Genomic DNA, 18432 nt, shown 5'->3' on the forward strand with positions numbered 1-18432 from the left:
GGCATACATGTATGTTCATAGCCTCTTGACAGGAGCCTGGTGCTGGTCCTTCACTGACAGGGTGTTAAGTGCCTGCTCCAACGTATTTTTTGCCAGGTTAATCACTAGTAAATAAGTCTTGTCCTTCAGAAATACTGCATGGCTAAAGTCAGCCTGCTCATTGGGCTGCCAATGCTGCAATTCAGGAAATTTATTTTTTACCAGCTGTAGCTTCTTTTTATGATCCTGTGAAATGATGACGATTTTAGTAATGGGCGCCTGGCTCATTTTATCAATCGTACTTTCTGATATATGGTCTTCGTATTGCGACATAGACCGGTAGCGGAATTTTCCGTCAATTACATTGAAGTCGGTGGCATTATCCGTCAGCACGTAGCGGTCTGTCATCAGGTTGTCCGGCTCCTGTGGCCAGCTGGAGAAGTTTTCGTCGTAAAGGGCAATGTAACGATCTATAAAAGCCTTGTCCATTGGCTTCTTTTGTTCAACATACGCTTTAACATCCGGGTATATTTTTTTAGCAATGAGATTCGTGTATTTGCGCTTATACCACGACGCGGTATCTTCCTTTCCTTTTAATTGTCCGTATACATAGCCATTGCCCAGCGCCGTGGCCAGCCCCTCGTTTAGTAATAGAAATGCGTACCGGCTGTTTTTAGAGGGATGGGTATTAAACCAGCTTTCAATGTCTCTTTTGCGGGCCAGCGATTGTTCGTCGTACAGGATATGAAAAGTTTCATGCAACAGTACGCTCAGCAACTGCTGATAGTCCGTTAAGCTACTCGGGATGGCGCTCACGGCGTGATTATAAAAGGCGGTAGCGGTAAAACCTTTTTTGGCAGCCGGCAGCGGATAGAATGAAAATACCAGCGGAATAGACAGGTCCCAGTCTGAGCCATAGAATTGCAGCCCTATGTTAAAATAGTTGGCCAATTGGCTCGAATCTATCAGCGCAGTAATATCTTTTAATTGTTTTTCGAACAGCATTTTATTGGGCGTATATATCACTTCGCGGTATACCGGTGTAAAGGCTTGCAGGATAGCCGTCAACGCTATCAGGTCGCTGTTGGGAATAATGCCAACTGACAAGTGTTTGAAATTATCAAGATCGTCGGCAGAGATTAAATTCCGCTTTAACAGGGAGGCGGTTGATCCGCCTATTTTCTGTGCATAGGGATATGCTGTGAATTCATAAGCGTAATCTATATTCAGCGTATCAAATGCGGCAATGAGGTCGGTATACTTCTTTTGGTGGAAGGCGGAGTTGGTAAATGCTGTTTTATAAGGATTGTCAGGTGCGTTGTTGGACAGGTTTTCCACAAAGTTTAACACAGCCAATGGCTCTGAATATTTTACTTCAAATGCCACCTGTTGCGCCGATGTCCTGGTAAAAGGAATTAACCATACAAGAAGCAGGCAGATTGTTTTCATCGGTTTTTTTACCAAATATACTATATGGATCAGCAATGGCAATCCTTTTGCTGAGCGATCCATAGCTATAGCATACGAGGTAATCACCTTATACAATCTTCCCGTCTTTCCCGAATTCTTTGCGGATGCCCGCCATCACATCTTTCTGGCGGATAGTGTTGTCGCCGCGTTTCAATGCCATCAGGCAGCTGTAACGTACCACGTTGATAATGGTTCCCCCGGTCATTTCATATTTACGCGCTATGTCTTCGAGGTCCAGTTTGTCTTCCAGTGTAATATGTGCAGGAAATGACTGCTGCCAGATGCGTAGCCGTTGTTCCGGCCCGGGCATAGAAAAATAGACCATGGACTGGAAACGGCGAGCAAAGGCCTCATCGATGTTAGCTTTGAGGTTGGTAGCCAATATTACTACCCCGGGGAAATCTTCTACCCGTTGCAGCAGGTAGGCCACTTCCTGGTTGGCATAGCGGTCGTTTGACGATGATGTGGGCGTGCGTTTTCCGAATAGTGCATCTGCTTCATCAAAAAACAAGATCCATTGCTGATGGATGGCCCTGTCGAATACCTGCGACAAGTTTTTTTCTGTTTCACCAATATATTTAGAAACTACCAGCGATAAATCGATGCGGTATACGTCCATGTTGAACGTTTTACCCAGCAGGCAGGCGGTCAGTGATTTTCCGGTTCCCGGTGGACCATAGAACAGGCTGCGGTACCCCGGTTTTATTTTGTGGCTCATGCCCCAGTCCTTCAGCAGGGTGCCGCCATGTTGAATCCAGGTGCGGATGTCTTCTACTTCCTCCATGGCATGAGGTTCCAATACCAGGTCTTCCCATTCCATACCGGTTTCTATCCGTTTGGCCGGAAACTGTACATTGTAATCCGGGCGATGTGGCTGGCCCTGGATGAATAAATTGAGGTATTCGGGATACAGGGTCAGTGTACCGCTTAGCAGGGGTTCGTCACCGGCGGGTGTTAATTTCAGTACCTGGTGCCTGGCAAAGAAATGATCAGGGCTGAAATAACGGATTAATTGAAACCGTTGCTGCAAGCCATCTGTAGCCAACAGGAAGGCGGCGGTTTCGCCGGTAGGCAGAAAGCCACCGTGTGATTGCCCTTTAATACCGCCGAATTCTGTAAAACCGCGGTCGTATGTGGCGTTCTTTACAAAAAAGATATCCAGCAGTTGTGGTTGTATATGCGGAATGAGTGCCAGCAATAAAATGATACGTTCTGCGGTGGTCATGCCGTAATGGCGTACCACCTGTGCATACATAGATGGATCATCGGTGAGATCGGGTGCGGCGGGTGTTTCTACTGCTGTTTGCTGGAAATATTGCTGCATGCGCGCTGTTGCCATCAACTGGAACCATTCCAGCTCTTGTTCCAGGGTTGTTGCATTGGATGCTATTAACTGTATGCCCATTCTGTATAAATTGTTTTTTCCATCCAGGGCGTTCTGATCATACCAATGCCCCAGGGTAACGTTTGTAATATTAAATCATAGCCTCTTTCTTCCACTCGTAGCCGCCAGTCGTCGTCTTTTTGCCATAGTGCACCTTCACGTTGCAGGAAGGCTGCCTGGAAGCCTTCTATTGAAGAGTTGTTCATTTTTTCCCAACGCTGGATCACCACTGTCAGCAGTTCCTGGCAAAGCTGTTTTTCTTCGTCTGTTAGCAATATTTCGGCTGGTACCGGTTCTTCCAGCGGCAGGGCGCAGAGTAACTTATTCAATGCCAGCTCATGCTCGGCATGTATTTCTTTTCCATTTACCATGTATTGTAACAGGTGTACAGCGCGATGTTGCGCTTCCCGGTTTACAAATCCTTCGTCATTTACAAGGCCCACCCGCTTAAAGCCAAATGGAATGAACGGATGCAGGAGGATTAACCCTGCATTTCCGGTATAGATGGTATCCAGGGGAGGCTTTTTTACCTTAGCCCAACTGTCCGGCTCTTTTTCTGCTACCGCTATTTCAGGTACTGCTGGCTGCTGCTGGCGCAATGGCGCCTGCTCTTTTTCATATAGGCTTTCCCGTAACAACGATTGGTGTTGCCTGTTGCTAATATGGGCCAGCGCCTCTTGCTGTAATACGGGTAGTATACCACGTATATGTGTATATGACGATACAGGGGCCTGCTGTGCTGTTTCAGCCAGTTGTAATATAAGCAAGTTAGCAATGGGAGGAGCCGATATAGTGATGAAGTCCAGGAAGCGGTTAGCATAGCTCCTGGCGTTGTACACATGTATATGCGCGCCCAGCAACATCAGGTGGAAGCGCCGGAATACCTGTTGTAGCGCTGCTTTTTCCAGGCTGCCGGGTAGCAAACCTGCCAGCAGTGATTGTAGCTCATGCAGTGCATCCGGTGTATTACCTGCCCAGCTGGTGGGAGTGTCCTGCATAATATCCAGGAAGGAGTCATCATTGAGATGTTCGGCCATTTGCTCAATGAGGGAGGGGTACTGTAATATTTTGCTGTAGAAAGCTTTTCTTTCCTGGCGGCTGCGTTGCTTGTAGAAGCGGATGGCTTTTCGCAGATCGGTGATGCTATTGGCCATCGTGGCGCCGGCTGTTTCCTGCAACAGCTGCAGGCTGTCCTGTACGGCGTATACGTCCAGGCTTTGACGGATATCGCTGTCGGGTAGGCCTCCATAAAAGGAAAATAGGCTGTAGATCTGTAATCTTGCTGCCAATTGCTGGCGGTAACCGGTAAATAATTGCTGAAGCGTTGCAGGAGCCGCTTTGAACAGCAGTATGATGGCTGCTTTGAGAAGATCATTGGTGGCAGACGGTGAAAGGCTTCCCAGTTTTTCCGGCAGCCGATGCCGGGTAAGGAATTCGGTAACCAGTTGCTGCGCTTCTTCCAGCAGCGTTTGTTGCTGGCGTTCTATGGTAATAGCATGGTAGCGCTGCATACGTTGCAACAAAGACCGGAATGCCACGGATGGCTGGTAAAGCTGGCTGTTGCTGCTCCCGGTAAAGGAAAGATCTGCCTGCATCGTTTTCTCCAGCCAGGGTTGCAGCAAGGCCTGTATCGGTGCTATCTCCGGTTCCAGTTGCAGGTATATTTCTTCCAGCTGACGGAACAGGAGTGGGGACAAGGTGATGCTGTCCTGCAGTATTTTGAGGTATTCCCGGTGATATTCGTATAGCCATTGAAGTAATTGCGCCGCATAGGCAATGTCCGTATTATGCACCACCGGCGGGAATTCACCGGTGGTCAGGAATTGTTGCAGCCATTCGGCTACCATCGCTGGCGGGGCATGTATCTCTGTTGGTAAATGGAATGTTTGCTGTGGTGGTGATATTATATCCCATTGCGCTAAGTCATTTGCCAGCAAAGCATTACCTGGAAGGTGATGAATTACGGGCAATAGCTGCTGTAATAAAAACCGGATCATATGCGGTGATGCCACAGGCGTAGCCGACCATACGGGGGTGAGCAGGTGCTGTAACAGTACCGTTCTGCTGATCCGTTTATAACGTGCTGCCGCCAGAGAATGCCATAGCGCCTGTAATATAAACTGCTCCAATGGAAGGTTAGTAATAGTTACCAGTTGTTGTGCCGCCCGCAACAACGTATATACGTTGTTGTACACTTCTTCGGTGACGGTATCCATGCCGCTGTGTTTCAGCAAGCGGAGAAATACTGTTGGCTTCGCACTGGTAATTAACCGGTACATGGCATCGGGCAAGGTGCCCGCATATTCAAGTATGCCGAGTGTTTGTTCCGGATGCTGGTCGGCCAGCTGTTCGAGTAAACTATTGAGTGAAAAATGTGCATAATCTTTGCCCCACCACGATATACTCCCATAGGTCAGCAAATGCAGGATCACGTCGCGAAGCAGCAGCTGTTTTGCTGTCGTGTCTGCGCCAAATGGAGCGGCTGCGATGGTGGCGTCGGCCCATGTTTTTATCTCCTGGAAATACTTTTCTTTTTGTACTGCCGCTGTATGGGTATGCATCAGCTTTTTCCACCTGTTTACAGCGGGTTGTTGCTGCAATACCTGCTGCAATAGCTGTTTTAATGCCGCCGGTGCCTGGTAGCCGGTATGCGCCAGCATCTGCTCTAATGAGGCTTCTGTGATGCCAGACGCCCACCAGGGTATAGCGCCATACAGCAGGTAATACCGCAGGATACTGATCTGGTCTTCCGTATCGGTCATTATCTTTTTAAAGGCGGGGTCATTTCCGAAGATAGATTTGCGCAAGGGTTTTTTGGTGAGTTCTTCGTAAAGTTGCCTGATATAGGTAGCCAGGCCGGTAGCTGGTAAACCGGTACTATAGCGCGACAGCGCCTCGAAAAATAATTCCAGCACCGTATCGTACGACAGGTTAAAATGCCCTGCCAGTTTCAGTAGGTTGCTGCGTACAAATTCTTTCCTGTTAAAATTGCTGCCCCGCTCCATAATGAGGTACGTGAGCATGAACAGCCACAGTGCCTTTTCCAGCTCGCTGGTTTCGGTGTGGAGCAGCTGTTGCTGCTGTTGCAGGAGTAATATTTCCCGGTTGCCGGCAATAATAAACAGCGCTTCAGCTGGTTCCAGCACTTCTACGATGGCTTGTAGCACTGCTACCGGGAATTGCCATACAATCCGCTCGCGTACGGCACTGCTCCGGCCAATATTGCGAAGAAAATCTGCCAGTTTGCCCGGCGATGTTTTAGACAGCAACAATGCCATGTCGCCGGGTTGTGCGCGCTCGGCGGCAGTTGCCCACCAGGGCATGACACCCTGTAACAGGAAAAACGTCAATAGCTCCAGCAACCGTTCATCGCCCTTGCGGATGGTAATATCGCCGTTAATACTATGTTGGGTACCAGCATGGTTGTGGTGCAACAGGTCTGACAATACCTGCCGTAACGCCGACAGGATACGGGCAGGAAGTTCCGCTTCCAGGTCATTAAAAGGAATGTGCCCGATATCGAGAACCAGTTCATCTATCGACGCCATCATATCGGCAGGGATCAGTTGTTGCAGCAGTTCATCCATGCCGGTGCTGATGCTTTGCCTGAAAAGCATGCTCACCTTATCCTGCAAGGCAAAGGCCCTGGGTCGGGAATCATAGGTGATATCAAAACTGTATCTCCTGATGATGTGTTCTTCCATTATTCGTTTACTACATAGTGAGCAAATGCCGGGTCTTTCAACAACAATTTAATGAGCCCTTCGCTTGCTTCTGGCCTATCACCTTCACCCCGCATGGTTTTCAGCCAGTTGAAGTAAAGCGACTCAAACGTCTGCATATCGGCAATACCCAGCCATTTGTAATGCATCCGGAATTGTACTGCGGTGTGCTCCCGGAACAATTCTTCTGCGAAACTCCTGAACTCTTTGTATTGAAAACGGGCAGGCCAGGAGGGAAGGAGGATGCTGATACCGAATTTGAAAAAGTCTTCCTGCAACATTTGTGACGTGCCGTATTTTACATAGGGCTCCATGCGAATCCGTCGGGGCTGATTGGTTTTCATTTGCCGTAGTAACAACAAGAGGTCCGTCATGGCCCGTTCAGCAGCCGGTCGGTAAGCATCTTGCCTGAAATGTTCCGCTGTTAATATCTCGGGGGAATTGCCCGGATAAAAATAAATACGATGATCCTCCATCAACAGCTGCCAGTGCTTATAGGGATCTGGCTCCTGCATGGAGGCTACCATGGCCAACAGCTTCCTGAGCTGTTCATCCCGCTCTTCCAGCGTAAGCCAACGGGCATGCTGTAGCCTCAAAGTATCGTAGCCGCTGCAGATGCGGTAGCCAAAGCTTTGGTCCCCATAGGCAGGCTTTAGTAACAGGTGTTCCAGCAGATAGCATCCTTCTGAATCGATACTCATTTTTTTCAGGTGCCCCATCATTTCCAGCAGTGAATCCAATGCTTCTTTGTGGGTTTTTTCCCGGCTCACTACCTGCCACAGGGCATGCGGCGACTGGCGGTAAACTACCAGGTAGCTGTTGGTTTCGTCGTCGAGTATTACCCGGTAGTTTTTAATGTCCAGGCCATAGCGGAGCAGCGATACCGACTGTCGGCCATAGTCAAATCTTTTTCCCGTAGTCACCTCGCCTGACTCACTTTCGGCCATATTTACCTTAATAAGTTCATCTTTTACTTTGAATTCTTTTACCAGGTGCACATGGAGCCCGGTATCGGAATGCTTACCTGCCGATACTTTCCAACTGCCGGTATCGAAGGCCGCTGTTAAACGTTTCCTTTTCTCCACCCTGATATGCAATAGTTTGTGCAGGAGGTTTTCATAGCCGGATAGCTCAGATCCTGCATAAATATCTTCCCGGTAGTTGAAAGACCGGTTCCTGTTTGCACTGAGCGTGGGTAGATGACGGAGTATGTCAGCCTTCCATTCCAGCTCATGGCTAATCCTTTGCGAAGGTGCGTCATAAGCATACACCTGTTCATAAAAGTTGACCGGATATTTCAGCAGTACGAGGTTAAACCTGGCCAGCAGGTGATCGAGAATCCTGTTCTTCCGGTCCTGAAATACCTTATCGGGTTCAATAGCTGCCTGTAATTTTTTCATATAGGCGTTGCCGGTATCTTCCAGGAAATGTTCCCAGGAAGCGCCGGGCTGTTCGTCGGTAAATGCCTTCAGCAGCGCAGCCACTTGTGGTACATCGTATAGTGGTTGTGTAGCATAGGTGGCTGCCGGTGTTTGCCGGAGGTAAGGAGAGAAAAGCGGCCCTATATTATTCAGCTGCGCCAGGTAGTTGGTCAGTACTTGTTCAAAGAACAGCAGGTAAGCTTTCAGTTGCCTGGCCTGCGCCTTGCGTAGCGCCGGTGCTTCTTTTTCCAGGCCTTCGCTGCCGATGCCGTAAATGGCGGGGAACTGCTCCTGGATAGAGAAGTATTTTCCTAGATTACGGTAGGTGCCTTTTAACGGTTTAGACGCTTCTGCATTCTTATGTCCTGCAAACTTCCTGCGGGCTACTGTTTTTACCTGTTCATACATATTGAGGAAGCCGGCGTCACGCAGGTTGTATTCAAAGCGGTCGCTGGAAATCTTTATCTCATGTTTGTCGTTCACCATTTCCAGGAAGGGGTAAAAGCCTTCTTTGATCCTTACAGGCTTGGCCTGGAAGGCGCCATCCTCATCTGCCAGGTAAATTGCTTTTACCTTTATTACGCCAGGCACTTCAGATACGCTCTTCATCAGGTCTGCAGGATCTACCGCTGCTTTCCTGTTGTGCAGATCACTATCCACCACGAAGCCTTTTTTTAACAATGGACCTGCATACATATCTGCCGCGGTATAGCCGTTGATATACATTTCAGCGGCAGATACAAATCTCACCGGGGGATGCAGCGTCATCTCAAACGAGTTACACATCAGCGCCAGGATTTGCTGCGGATCCTGCCGGCTGTCGACAAATATTTCAGCTTTGATGTAGATATATTGTGGCTGGAGGATCACCGCCCGCTCAAAGTCTTCCCCGATGTTCCGGTAAGCGTGCAGCAGGTTATCCACCTGCTCCGCTAATTGTTGTACCAGCGCCTCATTGGCTTTCATGTTCTCGGCGATATTATCTTCTACCTGGATAAATGCGCGGTATACACCTTTCGTACAGCCGGAAGGCTGCCATGTTTGCACCGGCTCTATCCAGATATTTTCTATAGCATCTATTTCATCCAGCACCATTTTACGATAGTCATTCACCGTTACCGGTGAAGAGGTGAGCATTTCAGCCTTCCGGAAAAAGGAGTGATCCAGTGGCTCAATATTATTTTTCTTATCTGCCAGTATATCCTCGATGGGAAAGGAGGTACGATAGGCCAGGTCGGTGATGGCATAACACAGCTGTTGCAGGATGGTGACGCCGGGATCATGCAGGTTGTAGTCGGTCCACTCGGTGCCCGACAGCTCCTGCACACGGGCAATGGCTTCCGTCATTAACGCATCAAAATCCATGGCCGTGGCAACGGCTTTATCTTTGTCTATTTGAAGGGGAGTACCGGGCATATCGTATACTATTAGTAGTAATATTCGTTGGGCATAAAGAGGTCATCGCTCCAGAGCCGGGTAATGTGATAGAAGATTTCTACGCCTTCTCCATAGTTGCTGTTGGAGCGGAGCTGAAGGGCATAGTTATGGGTACCGCCTTTCCAGCGGAGTTTAATTTTATTCCAGAAGAAGCCGTAGTGGGCGCAGCGCTGGCTCACGCGGTTATGTGCTCCGCCATATGCTGCTAAAGCGGTAGCATGTAAGATAGCTACCCTGCCAACCCCTTTCCTGCCGGTTCTGGCCATGACTTCAAATGCCTGGCAATTATCCAGCTGCTCCAGTATAGGATGCCATTTGCCATCGGCGGGCACCGTACCGGTTTTGAAGGTGCCCATGCGGCCCTGCATACCGGTGAAGCCGTTGATGTCTACTTTAAAGCGGGGGTCACTTTTTTTACCGATACCCAAGTTTCCATTCATGTGGAAGAAGAAACTTTTTTCCTGTTCAGCCGGATCGTCTTTGCTGGTACCAGGCTTTATGCGCAGGCCGGGAGAGTCCTGTTCGTCTTTTTCCATACAGAAGAAAGGTTCCAGGTCGTCGGTAGCGCGGTAAAAAGATACCAGGCGCTTGGAATCGCCCAGTGTGGCTACGCGTAAGCCATTGTCTTCATCTTTCGAAAAACCATCTTCCTGTTTGTTAATGGTAGAATCGATCAGGTAACCGAAGTGATTTTCTGATGGCATCACGCCGTTCCTGAAATATTGTTTGAGCTCATCGCGCCCGTATACTTTTTTATTTTGTGTATCCATATAAAAGCTATTAATGTGATCATTTATGGTGGTGTGATAGAGATGGTCAGCATTTCTTCGTCGGGCGAATGATCTGGCCGGTCATCCACGGGTGTAAAGTTTACAGGGTGGTTGCCGATAATCAGTTCGTTGCTGATCTTCAGCGCATCGATGCCCAGCACCTGGGGTTCTTTGTATTCCGGTGCATGCAATACGGTAATGAGATGTTCGGTAGATGGAATCAACACTGACTGCGACAGGGAGGGCCTGATTTCCTGCAGATCGTCTATGGCTGTATCTGTAGCCATGGCCACCATGTTGCCGGTGATCTCATCTTTCGAAAAATAAAAATGCACGAGTGAAAAACCAGTAATGTAGGCTACATAAGGGAGCCGATTGATGAAGTTCAATAACTCCGATTTATACAGGGTACTGCCTATCTTCAAATGGGAGGTAGGATCGAACAGCCAGGGACAAAGGTATTTCTGGATATCCAGCTGCAACTGTTGCAGATGGCTGTTCTGGTTATTATCCGAAGGATCCTGGAACTGTATACTGCATACCACCTTCACGCTTTCATATATGGGGTTGCGGATAGAGATATCAACAAATGGGGAGATATGTTCCCGCATAAATGCCTGGATGCGGCAAAGCGTATCCAGGTTAACTTTGGGCTCAGTGCTGATAAATAGTCCGCTGTCCGATTGCCGCGGCACTACAATAATGCAGATATCTTCTGCCCCGGGGCCAGGCGCTGCCGTCACACATTTGACAATCAGGATTTCCGGAAAGGCCTCCAGCAACACCTGGGCAATATCCATGGCTGTAACCGGGCGCTGTTTATGCCTCAACCGCTCACTCACCCGGGTATAGTATTTATCTTCTGACTCTGTTTTGCGTCCGCCGAAGGAGGGAAATAATTGCCAGATGGCCTGGATGGTGCGGACATCTTTCCGGGTTCTTTTTATGGTTAGGGGAGGAATGGACAAAACTCTTTCCAGCGAATAGCCACCTTCATCCAGTATTCTTCCTGCGGTTATGGCATTGGGGAAAATGCCGATGACCCTTGGTGTTACACATTCATGCGCGGGCGTAGAGATCCTGATCCACCAGGTGCCGGGTGTCATCACACTGTTGTGGTTATTGATTCCAACCGGTACCCGGATCTTTACAATGCCGCTCCGTGCCAGGTTGTTAGTGTTATCCGATAACAGGCACCTGCTTTCAAAAGGGTACCATTTGTTATCTGCCAGGTAGCTCCAGTTGATCGGGGTGAGATTGGTAGTAGTATCACTGAAAAACTTATCTTCCAGCTGAAACAGCAATGACAGCTCTTCTCCCGCCTGGAGCTGATCGAAGCCGATGTAAAGATAGCCGGCTTCATTAATGACGGGTAGCAGGGGAAAATAATTAACACCTGGTCCTGGATATATTTCTTCATGACCAAAGATGCCGATATGATGCACTTCCAGGCATTCGCCCCGTGGAGCAGATTTTACTGGCTTCAGTGATTCAGAATGCTCCAACGTATAATCTATCGAAATAGATTTTACCATCGGTACATAAGGCGGCGCGGGCAACGGCTTTTTCCGGTTGGGATGCCGCCCATTATATAAAATGATTTCAGGGAAAATGATGCCATACAGCTGATGCCCGAAAGCCTCTGAAGGGGTGACAAGCTCCAGCCTGATGGCGCCCTGCTTGTACACCATACTGCTATGCTTTGGCTCCTTGTCCATTTTCATGGCATTGGGAAAACTGATCCTGGTAAAGTCGGGGCCTTTGATGAAGGAAGTATCAGCCAGGTACAGATCTCCCTCTTTGTTACGCGTGGTATGGAAAAGCTGAAACTCTTCCTGGTTGCCCCGTTCTGGTAAACATACGCCGTTGTTGATACTGCTGATACCTACTTTATAAGCATTGTTAGTCATGCCCGCCTGGTAGGCCGAAAAATAGTTGTCGAAGCCGTTGATATTTTTAGGAAGATCCAGCCATTCCAGTTTTACGCTGAAATCGGTAGTATACTTATTGAACACATTGGTATTGCAGATATCGAGGAAAGCCCCTACCGCCGGTAAAGAACCAAACATCCGGAAAGAGTGGCTGGCATTCAGCTCTCCCACATTGTTGTCCAGTTTTACAGCACGGTAGCCGGTTACGTTGGCGATAACGGTTACCCTTTCCAGCGCCAGGCTACGGAGAAAGGAGTAGGGGTGGTGAAAACTGTTGTTGTTGAGCAACACTTTTAACAGAGGTAGTTTTGAGGAGATATGAGCGCCATGTACTTCGGGGTTATACACACAGAAGGCTTCTTCATGGGTGCGTAACAGGAAGTTGATCACAATGGCATAATCTGCCTGCTCGGCAGCGCTGCAGCGTACATTGTAGTGTTGTACCCTGGTCCAGCCTTTTGCCGTTGTGTACGACAATAGAAAGGCGCCAGACATCAGCTCACCGGTGATAATAGCATTGCTCCTGCGGGTAACATCGGAAAAATTCTTTAAATACTTCATCAGCTGTGCGAAGGAGGCTGGATTGAAATGAAGCTTCACTTGCACCGAGCGTACGCCTTCTGTAAGGTATAACGCTGGCGACCCTACGAGAAATCCCACTGCGCTGTTCTCCATGGTACGGGTGGATGGGGACAAATCGTGCTGGTCTTCTCCCAGCAAAGGCCAGGTAACCGGTGGAATAGTGAGCTTTGCAAAAGCAGGAGGAGGTATTACCGGGTGAACCGCCTGGTAGATGGCCGCTTCACGGATATCATTGGTTTGCAGGTTATTGGAAGCAACCTGCAGATAGTTACTTACATATAGGGTATGCAGCGCTATGATGTTGGTATTGTGTGCCCGGAACGGCTCCAGCAATTCGTATTGCAGTGGCTCTTTGCGGGCGCTGTGAGGCGCCAATACTACTTCTCCTTTGTCCAGCGCTAGATTGTCTACCTGTGGTGCCGGGTTGATCAGGATATGTACCTTGTCTGGCACTGCGGCTACCTGTGGCATACCCAGTACGGTGTGGTAATAATAGTCCAGGTGGCGCCGGGGAATTTCATTGATCTGATCCTGGAGATGTTTATACAGCTCCGTAAACGTCATCAACAATCCCATATGAGGTGAATGCTGTTGTTGATGCAGCTGGTTCTTCAGGTAGTAGGCAGATGCGCTGGAGATCTGGTAGAATTTAGTGCGCAGGGTATCATAGATTTCATTCAATGAGTAAAACCCGCTGAAGTTTTCATCTCCTTTAACAGTGGGACTGAAGATACCTGGAAAGAGTACCTGGAGTTGCCGCGAAGTGCCTTCCGTACGCAGCGTATGATGCCGGGCATTATCAAGCGGGAATAGTTCTTTTACCTGTAATTCGTATCGGTATAATCTTGCCGTTTCTTCTGCCACAGCATGTATCACCTGCTGTAGATAATACTGGAGTGACTGTTGTTTATCGGCGCCGGTTAGCTTTTGCAACAGGTCCATCAGTACAATTGCAATATCATATAACAGGGAGAAGAATGCAGCTGTATGACGGAAGAGCGTGGCTTCTGTACCCGATTTGCCCATGGCATCCCGGAGGAATAGATATTTTTCTTCGTATTCCGTAAACTGGATATTGGCCGCAAGGATCAGCATGATCACCAGGTCAGAATGGAAGAACTCCTGCCAGTCGCCGTCCCGTTGGTCCTGGAAATTATAGTAATTAAACTCAGTCGATAACGCCGTCAGCTGCGCCAGCAGATCAAAATTACTCCGGTTATCCACTTTCACATATTCAGGGTGTAGCGCATCCAGTTGTCTTTCGAACTGGCTGAGCCCATCCTGCATATTTTCAAAATAATTACTCATCGGGTAGCGATGTTCGTGCCTTCGAGATAGTAGAATGGATATACCATATTATGCCTGGTATTGGTGGCAATAATGGTATAGTTGATTTGTACATATAAGACGCCGCTTTCCATAGTTTGGTCATTGATCACGCATTCCACCAGCTTAATCCGGGGTTCATATTCCAGCAATGCATGGTAAATGACATGATGGAGTTCCGACGACAACCGGGCATCTGCTACTTCAAATACCAACTTGTGGATATTGCAGCCAAAATCGGGCAGCATGGTGCGTTCGCCGGGAAGGGTGCTGAGAATAATGCGGATACTTTCCTCAATATCATTGGCATCTGATACCATGAGCACCGATGCATTGGGCTTATCAAAGGAAGGGGGAAAGCTCCAGCCCGTTCCTAAAAAGGACTTCATATCTTTTGCCATGGTTTGTTATCCTCCTATTAGTACTGTGGGACATCCCATTACAACAACGCCACCGTGGGCAGTAGTATCACCCATACGCACGGCAGGGCGACCGCCAATCAGCACGGTGGCAGAACCCATTACCGCCGCATCCGGCGGCCCTACACAGGTACAGAGGTCGCCCATGACGGAAGCAGGCATGCCGCCTATTAACACCGTAGGCATGCCAGGGCCGACAATAGGCCCACCTACATGGGGGATTGGCGGAAGCCCCGGAGTTATCAGCGGGCAGGTATGCATATCAGTGAGCCTTGCGGCGGGTTGTCCCATGATCGTTTGTTTTATGGTTTAGTTAATCATCACTATTCCCCCCTGGATCATCGTGGATGCAGAAGAGGAAAGGCTGGCCGATGCATTGCCTGTGGCGCTGAACGATGTATCGGCAGTAAGGGAAATAGACAGACCGCTGGTTTCCATGCTGGTAGTGGCAGCGATACTTACCGCCATGGCATTGAGGTTAAGCTGCCCCGTTGCCTGCAGGGTCATGTCGCTTGCACTGTTAATCGTAACGCCGGCAGGCGCCATGGTGATGCTATTGCTGCTTTGATCCTTTACCACGATTTCCTGCGTAGTGTCGTTCATTGTAATACTGTTCCCACCGGGGGTAAGCACCGTAATAATTTTGTTTTCGTCGTCGAAGCTGATTTGCAGCTGGCTTTTAGTATACAGTGCTTTGATATAGTTATTATTATCAGCTGGTACTACAGGCGGCACTTTTGCCTTACTGTACAAGGATCCCAGGATGATGGGATAACGCGGATCATTTTCGAGGAAGGCCACCACTACTTCATCGCCTACTTCCGGAAAAAATACGGCGCCAGCGCTGCTGGTGGCGTAGAAGGTTGAAAGCCGTGCCCAGGTGCCTTGCTGCCCGGTGGCGGTAGACGCCAGCATTACCTGCACGCGGTACTCTGTGCCGGGATCTTCTGAAATAGCCACCACCGTTGCAAGCTGGAGTCCCTGTATGGCCGGCAGCTGTCCATTAGCCGGCGAATAGGAGAAGTTTTCCCTTTCATAAATAGGCTTGCCATTCAAACCAAATCTTACGTCGGTGGTCCATACGCCTTCTTTGAGTGTATGTGTTACGCCCCACACATAGGCGTTGCCGTTAAACCTGGATCCCACGCCTGCCAGGCTGATGAGGGTATTGGGCCATACGGTGGCGTTGCCCATAAAGGATACGTTGCCGCTGATAGATTCCAGGCGCATGCGTAGCAGGGTACTGTTGGCCCAGGATTGCAGGCTTTCCTGCGCCATCGGTGAGTTGGAGATCAGTTGCAGCGGTGTCTGGTGCAGGGCTGCCGATAGTGTGTCTGCAGTGAGATTGCCCTGCACATTCAGTCCCGGCTCTGTGGCGGTGGCGCTGATCAGGGCCTGTGATTGCGGATCCCACGCAGCCGCGGTAATAGAAGGTACCTGTTTTTCGGCGCTTACCGACGCATTGAATGTGATCAACGATTCGCCGAAAGCTACCGACACTACCGGCTCGCCGCTTACTACCGGTGGCGCCGCCACTATTTTTTCGCCTATCAATGATACTACATAGCCATTGAATTCGGCACGGGACAAAAAGAAATCCCAGTCGCTGCAAAACTTCTGAAACACCAGTTCATTGACAGCGCTGGTGCTTTGTACGTCAGCACTCAGCCCATTATTGCTCACTACCGTAGACATAATATCACTATCGACCTGGTTCATAAACACCGCCTCTTTTTTGCCGATGGTCATCTGTACGGCGCTGTGCTTGCAGGTAACTACCAGGTGAAAGCCCTGGTCGGAAGCCTGTATGGTTTGTTTTACTACTATGCCGGTGAATATCAGTGTTTCGCCGGTATTGCCATAGCCTGCGGTAATGGTGACCGCCACGCCGGGTAGAAAACTTTCACTGTCGCTCGCCGGGAAATCTCCGATTACGCCGGTAGACGCTTTAGACGTAGTGCCGTCAGACAAGGTAATTTCCGCATAGGAAATCCTGTTCAGCTCATGGTGGATAGTGATAGCTACTACCGGGTAGGTATATTGTATTTCCGTACCGTTTGCCGACACGGAAAACTGCAGGGTAGGATCTGCTATATTGATAGGTACAACTGTTGCCATGATTTATTTCTTTAGCGGCGGGAAATAGAGTCCATCTCCCGGTTTAATATCATGTATGCTGTTCAGGCCATTTACCCTGGCCACTTCCATGTAATAACCGGGTTCGCCGTAAATGCGGTAAGTCATCAATGGCAGGGTATCGCCGGCCAGTACGGTACGCACGTGCGTAAGGTCGGGAGAGGATACGCCGGATTCCTTTATTTTCGTGGCAAACGCCACTGATTCTATTACTGTTAGTTTGATTAGTGCACGCAAGGCTGCACCGCTGGTATTGAACAGCGTATATTTAACGCTGATATTTTTGCATACGCCGGTAAAGCTGGTATTGCCCCATGAAATCCGGAGGTAATTTGGCCGGTGATCCGCCCCCTGGTAGTTGTAGGCAATGTTCATCACTTTGGCGATGTAGGCATCTACGGTAAGCCCGCCGGGAATGGGGATTACGCCTGTGCCATCCACCATCAGCTCCAGGTCGAAATTGCCGGACTCCATGCTGCTGAAGATCTGGGTAGGCGCCACAGCGCCCTGTTCATTCGTATTTTTATAGTTGATGGTATAGTTAAGGGTATAGTTATCGGGATTGATTACTGCATCAACACTGTCGATCAGGGCGGTGGCTTCAGGGTCTGAGTAGCCGGCTAACAGTAATTTGGTAGGTGCGCCTGGTGAGCTCATCTTGTCGGTAAATTTTCTATAGTGGTCATTAATTTATCCATGCATTCACGAACAATTTTATCCTTCAGCGCCTGGATATCTTTGACGCCTGTTTGGGCGGCTGCCTGCGGCGAATGCTCTTCTATGGTGACTTTAATCACCAGTTCCCTTATTTCAAGTGGCATGACTTACGAAATTTGTTGAGAATAATCATAGCACAGCTCGAGTGTTTCCAGGGCAATCACATTTTCCTGTGCTTTGAAATCAGATACTTTGAGGGCAACGGGATAAGCGTTTACAAATTGCCAGGAAGCTACCAACCCGCGATTGGCGGTCATCAGGCTTACTACTACTGCTACGGGTTTGAAGGTAAACAGGTTGATGCCTTGTTGCGCCCACTTTATCAGCGAAGAACCGGTCACCATCCCTCTTTTCAATATCAGGTTGCCATATTTTGGCGGTTGGGGAAGGCGGTGTGTAAACCTGTTTTCTCCGCCTTCTTTTACTTCCAGTGGCGTAATAGTGGCAGATATTCCGCTTACTTCCTGGAAGTTGCCTTCATTGGCGCCGCTAATCCCGGGCACCATTACCCGGAAGTAGAATCCTACCGGCGGGTAATAGGGCGTTTGGGCCTGCGATGGTGGTGGTGGCGGAATGGCCATGATAATATTTTTACGGCGGTAAGCAAAAGGAATTACGGATTACGACCTGTAATCCGTAATTCTTTTTTATTTGGTTAAATGCAATCCTTCGTGGGCTACTTCCATAGTTTCCACTGCCACTTCATTGGCATCAGATTTCATATCGGTAACGGTCATCTTGCAGGGGAATGCGTTGGTAAGGGTCCAGTTCATCGCCGTTTGCCCGGTTTCATCGAGCAGGCTGATTACGATGGTAGAACGCTTGATGGTATTCATTTTGATCAGGTCATAATTATCCCACAGCGTAGTATCTCCTTTGAAGATGCCTTTCTTCAGCGTGATATTATTGAACTTCGCTATTCCGGGCATTTTTACTACGGAGTATACAGGGTTGCTGCCGCCACGGTATTCTATGACCTGTGTTTCTGAAGTAAGTCCTGTTACTTCCTGGAATATGATCTCTTTACCATCCCACATTACCTTGAAAGAAAACTTTACCATTGGCCAGGTGGCCTGTGATTGGGTGGAGCCGTCATCTGCCATAATTGTAAGTTTTTAAAAGTTATTGAATGAAAATT

13 protein-coding genes are annotated in these 18432 nt (G+C 48.9%); all 13 read right to left on the minus strand.

What is annotated here, in order from left to right; all coding sequences use genetic code 11:
* Positions 1 to 15: 15 nt before the first annotated feature.
* Positions 16 to 1428 (minus strand): hypothetical protein, encoded by a 1413-nt coding sequence (locus tag HGH90_RS14290; protein ID WP_168762077.1) that lies wholly within the window; start codon positions 1426 to 1428, stop codon positions 16 to 18.
* A gap of 88 nt (positions 1429 to 1516) precedes the next feature.
* The gene (locus HGH90_RS14295; RefSeq protein WP_168762078.1) at positions 1517 to 2854 is read right to left on the minus strand and encodes an ATP-binding protein; all 1338 of its coding nucleotides are present in this window, start codon (positions 2852 to 2854) and stop codon (positions 1517 to 1519) included.
* Positions 2839 to 6537, minus strand: a complete 3699-nt coding sequence (locus tag HGH90_RS14300; protein WP_169191371.1) for a contractile injection system tape measure protein — start codon at positions 6535 to 6537, stop codon at positions 2839 to 2841. Before HGH90_RS14300 ends, HGH90_RS14295 begins: the two co-directional genes overlap by 16 nt.
* Positions 6537 to 9392 (minus strand): hypothetical protein, encoded by a 2856-nt coding sequence (locus HGH90_RS14305; RefSeq protein ID WP_169191372.1) that lies wholly within the window; start codon positions 9390 to 9392, stop codon positions 6537 to 6539. The genes HGH90_RS14300 and HGH90_RS14305 overlap by 1 nt, the downstream gene beginning before the upstream one ends.
* A gap of 11 nt (positions 9393 to 9403) precedes the next feature.
* On the minus strand, positions 9404 to 10183 hold the full coding sequence (locus tag HGH90_RS14310; protein WP_168762081.1) for a hypothetical protein: 780 nt from the start codon (positions 10181 to 10183) through the stop codon (positions 9404 to 9406).
* Between the two features lie 23 nt (positions 10184 to 10206).
* Positions 10207 to 14004, minus strand: coding sequence for a hypothetical protein (locus HGH90_RS14315; RefSeq protein WP_169191373.1), 3798 nt, complete (start codon positions 14002 to 14004; stop codon positions 10207 to 10209).
* The gene (locus HGH90_RS14320) at positions 14001 to 14411 is read right to left on the minus strand and encodes a GPW/gp25 family protein (protein ID WP_168762083.1); all 411 of its coding nucleotides are present in this window, start codon (positions 14409 to 14411) and stop codon (positions 14001 to 14003) included. The genes HGH90_RS14315 and HGH90_RS14320 overlap by 4 nt, the downstream gene beginning before the upstream one ends.
* Before the next feature lie 18 nt (positions 14412 to 14429).
* A complete protein-coding gene (locus tag HGH90_RS14325) occupies positions 14430 to 14732 on the minus strand; it encodes a PAAR domain-containing protein (protein WP_145675208.1) in 303 nt (100 codons plus the stop codon).
* Positions 14733 to 14750: 18 nt separating this feature from the next.
* Entirely contained in the window at positions 14751 to 16559 is a 1809-nt protein-coding gene (vgrG, locus tag HGH90_RS14330; protein WP_168762084.1) for a type VI secretion system tip protein VgrG, read from the minus strand.
* 3 nt (positions 16560 to 16562) lie between these two features.
* On the minus strand, positions 16563 to 17234 hold the full coding sequence (locus HGH90_RS14335) for a CIS tube protein (RefSeq protein WP_168762085.1): 672 nt from the start codon (positions 17232 to 17234) through the stop codon (positions 16563 to 16565).
* A complete protein-coding gene (locus HGH90_RS14340; protein WP_168762086.1) occupies positions 17231 to 17398 on the minus strand; it encodes a DUF5908 family protein in 168 nt (55 codons plus the stop codon). The genes HGH90_RS14335 and HGH90_RS14340 overlap by 4 nt, the downstream gene beginning before the upstream one ends.
* A 3-nt stretch (positions 17399 to 17401) precedes the next feature.
* Positions 17402 to 17875 (minus strand): phage tail protein, encoded by a 474-nt coding sequence (locus HGH90_RS14345; protein ID WP_168762087.1) that lies wholly within the window; start codon positions 17873 to 17875, stop codon positions 17402 to 17404.
* 66 nt (positions 17876 to 17941) lie between these two features.
* The gene (locus HGH90_RS14350; protein ID WP_079467630.1) at positions 17942 to 18397 is read right to left on the minus strand and encodes a phage tail protein; all 456 of its coding nucleotides are present in this window, start codon (positions 18395 to 18397) and stop codon (positions 17942 to 17944) included.
* Positions 18398 to 18432: the final 35 nt, after the last annotated feature.

The sequence above is a fragment of the Chitinophaga sp. Ak27 genome (assembly GCF_012726295.1).
In the GTDB taxonomy this organism is placed as follows: Bacteria; Bacteroidota; Bacteroidia; order Chitinophagales; family Chitinophagaceae; genus Chitinophaga.

Excerpts from the sequence above, each read along its gene's own strand:
- HGH90_RS14290 (WP_168762077.1), bottom strand. The coding sequence starts at position 1,428 with ATGAAAACAATCTGCCTGCTTCTTGTATGGTTAATTCCTTTTACCAGG.
- HGH90_RS14295 (WP_168762078.1), bottom strand. The coding sequence starts at position 2,854 with ATGGGCATACAGTTAATAGCATCCAATGCAACAACCCTGGAACAAGAG.
- HGH90_RS14300 (WP_169191371.1), bottom strand. The coding sequence starts at position 6,537 with ATGGAAGAACACATCATCAGGAGATACAGTTTTGATATCACCTATGAT.
- HGH90_RS14305 (WP_169191372.1), bottom strand. The coding sequence starts at position 9,392 with ATGCCCGGTACTCCCCTTCAAATAGACAAAGATAAAGCCGTTGCCACG.
- HGH90_RS14310 (WP_168762081.1), bottom strand. The coding sequence starts at position 10,183 with ATGGATACACAAAATAAAAAAGTATACGGGCGCGATGAGCTCAAACAA.
- HGH90_RS14315 (WP_169191373.1), bottom strand. The coding sequence starts at position 14,004 with ATGAGTAATTATTTTGAAAATATGCAGGATGGGCTCAGCCAGTTCGAA.
- HGH90_RS14320 (WP_168762083.1), bottom strand. The coding sequence starts at position 14,411 with ATGAAGTCCTTTTTAGGAACGGGCTGGAGCTTTCCCCCTTCCTTTGAT.
- HGH90_RS14325 (WP_145675208.1), bottom strand. The coding sequence starts at position 14,732 with ATGGGACAACCCGCCGCAAGGCTCACTGATATGCATACCTGCCCGCTG.
- vgrG (WP_168762084.1), bottom strand. The coding sequence starts at position 16,559 with ATGGCAACAGTTGTACCTATCAATATAGCAGATCCTACCCTGCAGTTT.
- HGH90_RS14335 (WP_168762085.1), bottom strand. The coding sequence starts at position 17,234 with ATGAGCTCACCAGGCGCACCTACCAAATTACTGTTAGCCGGCTACTCA.
- HGH90_RS14340 (WP_168762086.1), bottom strand. The coding sequence starts at position 17,398 with ATGCCACTTGAAATAAGGGAACTGGTGATTAAAGTCACCATAGAAGAG.
- HGH90_RS14345 (WP_168762087.1), bottom strand. The coding sequence starts at position 17,875 with ATGGCCATTCCGCCACCACCACCATCGCAGGCCCAAACGCCCTATTAC.
- HGH90_RS14350 (WP_079467630.1), bottom strand. The coding sequence starts at position 18,397 with ATGGCAGATGACGGCTCCACCCAATCACAGGCCACCTGGCCAATGGTA.